The organism is Palleronia sediminis (genome assembly GCF_004358695.1).
GTDB classification, from domain to species: domain Bacteria; phylum Pseudomonadota; class Alphaproteobacteria; order Rhodobacterales; family Rhodobacteraceae; genus Palleronia; species Palleronia sediminis.
This window is the reverse complement of sequence record NZ_SNAA01000042.1, coordinates 1-2,291: the sequence shown is the minus strand read 5'-3', so window position 1 is coordinate 2,291 and position 2,291 is coordinate 1. Positions and strand designations below refer to the sequence as shown.

At 58.3% G+C, this 2,291-nt stretch carries 3 protein-coding genes and 1 pseudogene; 3 read left to right on the top strand and 1 reads right to left on the bottom strand.

Annotation, left to right across the window (positions count from 1 at the left end; all coding sequences use genetic code 11):
• The first annotated feature begins 300 nt into the window (after positions 1–300).
• From E2L08_RS17090 to E2L08_RS16745, 3 genes are all read left to right on the top strand, one after another.
• Positions 301–444 carry a hypothetical protein gene (locus tag E2L08_RS17090; protein ID WP_168771192.1) on the top strand — a complete coding sequence of 48 codons (144 nt, stop codon included), beginning with the start codon at positions 301–303 and terminating at the stop codon, positions 442–444.
• The gene (locus E2L08_RS16750) at positions 441–1,139 is read left to right on the top strand and encodes a hypothetical protein (RefSeq protein ID WP_240758297.1); all 699 of its coding nucleotides are present in this window, start codon (positions 441–443) and stop codon (positions 1,137–1,139) included. Before E2L08_RS17090 ends, E2L08_RS16750 begins: the two co-directional genes overlap by 4 nt.
• A 107-nt stretch (positions 1,140–1,246) precedes the next feature.
• A complete protein-coding gene (locus tag E2L08_RS16745) occupies positions 1,247–2,098 on the top strand; it encodes an arginase family protein (protein WP_157835928.1) in 852 nt (283 codons plus the stop codon).
• 86 nt (positions 2,099–2,184) lie between these two features.
• Here the strand turns inward: E2L08_RS16745 and E2L08_RS16740 are convergent.
• Positions 2,185–2,291, bottom strand: a pseudogene (locus tag E2L08_RS16740) (IS5/IS1182 family transposase); the annotation flags it as partial.

Here is a 2,291-nt window from a genome sequence, read left to right as displayed (position 1 = left end):
GTAGGGCTCCAGACGCGCCATCTGCGCATCGCTCAGCCAGAAGAGATCAGACATATCACCGCTCTGTTTTCGCGCGGTGAATCATGCACTTCTGCTAAAATCAATGGGTCCTGAGCCTAGGCCTCATGGACTGAAATAGGGGCTTATAAAGACGGTTCTGGTTTCACTCAAAGCATTGATAAAAAACTAAATACCATGCAAAAACTGTATCTGGTTGCCTGAAGTGTATCTAGATATGACTGGTCCAACATCGCATTTTTTCGGCATGATCGGCCAAAAAACTGCGAAAGGATCACCGGTATGCCCTCTGACGACGTTTTCTCCCTCCTGCTCGACACTCCCCCGACTGTCCTTGCCCTGCTCCTCGGCATCGCCGCTGTAGGCGTTGCCGGACTTGCCCTGCATGTCGTGCTGCGCGCCATCACGAAGGAACGCGGCGAATGAACATGCGAAAATGGGTGAAGCTCCCGTCCGCCTGGATGGAGGAGGGTGGACTGTCGGCCTTCAAGTGGCGCGCGGAGACCGGAGCATCGGAAACGGCCGCACTGATGGTGCTGATGGCAATCGCGCATCGAGCCGATCTCGCTGACGGGCTTGCGCGGACGACGTATGACGAACTGACCATCGCCACCGGGATCAGCCGGACCAAGGTGGCGGATGGTCTCGACGTGCTGGCCGCACGGAATCTGTTGGTCAGGGAACCTGACGGCCGCAGCACATACCAGCTCACCAACTATGGCGAAGGCCATGTCTGGGCCGCGCTGCCAGCGAAGCCCCTCTATGATCGCACCGGCGCGATGCCGATGTTCGATGACTTTCATCTGCGCAAGGCCGCAGAGCTGGATGCCCTGAAAATCTACCTCGCGTTCGCGGCCCGCCGGGACACGACACAGAACGTCGCGCGGATCACCTATGAACAGATCAGTGACTATGCCGGCATTCATCTCGGGAAGATCAAGAAGGCGCTTGGCATCCTCAACATCAATGGTCTTGTCACCGTGGAAAGCTATGAGCGGATGGATGGCCTGCCGGGTGCGTCACACGGATACCGGCTGGCCCACCTTTTTCCACGCCTCCACGCCGGAACAACTGGACGCGCAACACGCGGGCAGGGGGACGATTCAAGGAACTATGAGTAGTGCAGTCGTCGAGGCCCGCTGTGCGGACAGAACGGGATTTCGCTGCGGTCGCGCGGACGGCAGCTCTAGCAGTTGAGCATCGAAAACACAGATGCCATCTTAGAGGTGTGAAGAAAGTCGAAATTATACTTGCCCCGTATCACGGCGGTGTGCGGGAGGATCGTGTTGGGGCCGGGCCTATCCGCCTGATGGAGATGGGTCTGGAAGAGGCCCTAAAGCGCTACTCCGTCGAAACCCACGTGTCCGATCTCGGTCACATACCTGAATGCGAGGGTGAGGTGGGGCGGGCATTCGAGGTTAAACGACGGGTGGCACTTACTGTCTCGGAGGCGATAAGCGCTGGTCGTTTCCCGCTAGTCCTCTCCGGAAACTGCAACGCCGAGGTCGGCACATATGCGGGTCTCGGAAGTCCCGATGTACCGTTGATTTGGTTTGACGGTCACACCGATTTCTACACGCCAGACAACATTGAGCATGGCTACCTCGACAGCATGGGCGCTGCAACTCTCACGGGGCAGTGTTGGCAGCGTTTCGCGAAGACAGTTCCGGGGTTCAGCCCCTTGGACCCTCGCCGTTTGATCTACTGTGGATCACGCAATCTGGAACCTAGTCTCCTTGAACGCCTTTCGGAGGCTGGCGTGTCTATGGTTGAGGGCGGCGCAAACAGATCAGGACCGTTCGCCGAGGCACTCGATGTGCTGTTGCCGACAAGCTCCCAAAAGGTGCTGGTTCATCTGGACATGGATTGCATTGATCCAGCCGAGGGTGTGGCAAACGAGTATGCCGAACCCGGCGGGCTTGGTGAAAAGGACCTTCTGGCGTGCCTCGATAAGATCCTGGCTCGGTCTGAGCCGCTTGGCTTGACCGTTGCGTCCTATGATCCGAGCCAAGCGGGAGGCGATAGAATTGGCGAGATCGCAATTGAGGCAATCACTCGGGCTGTAGCTCACCGCGACTAAAACAGGACCAGTTCTATCCCAATCAGCCATTCATCGCGGGCGCAGCATTGGTAGAAGTGGGCTCGCTCCCGACCTAGGGTCAGGACTCATAGCCAGTAGATGACCGTGGCGGCGAGAGCGATGGCCGAGAGGAAGACCTTCGGACACCGGTCGTATCGCGTGGCCACCCGGCGCCAGTCCTTGAGCCTGCCGA

Coding starts and splice junctions, on each gene's coding strand:
- E2L08_RS17090 (WP_168771192.1), top strand. CDS start 301: ATGCCCTCTGACGACGTTTTCTCCCTCCTGCTCGACACTCCCCCGACT.
- E2L08_RS16750 (WP_240758297.1), top strand. CDS start 441: ATGAACATGCGAAAATGGGTGAAGCTCCCGTCCGCCTGGATGGAGGAG.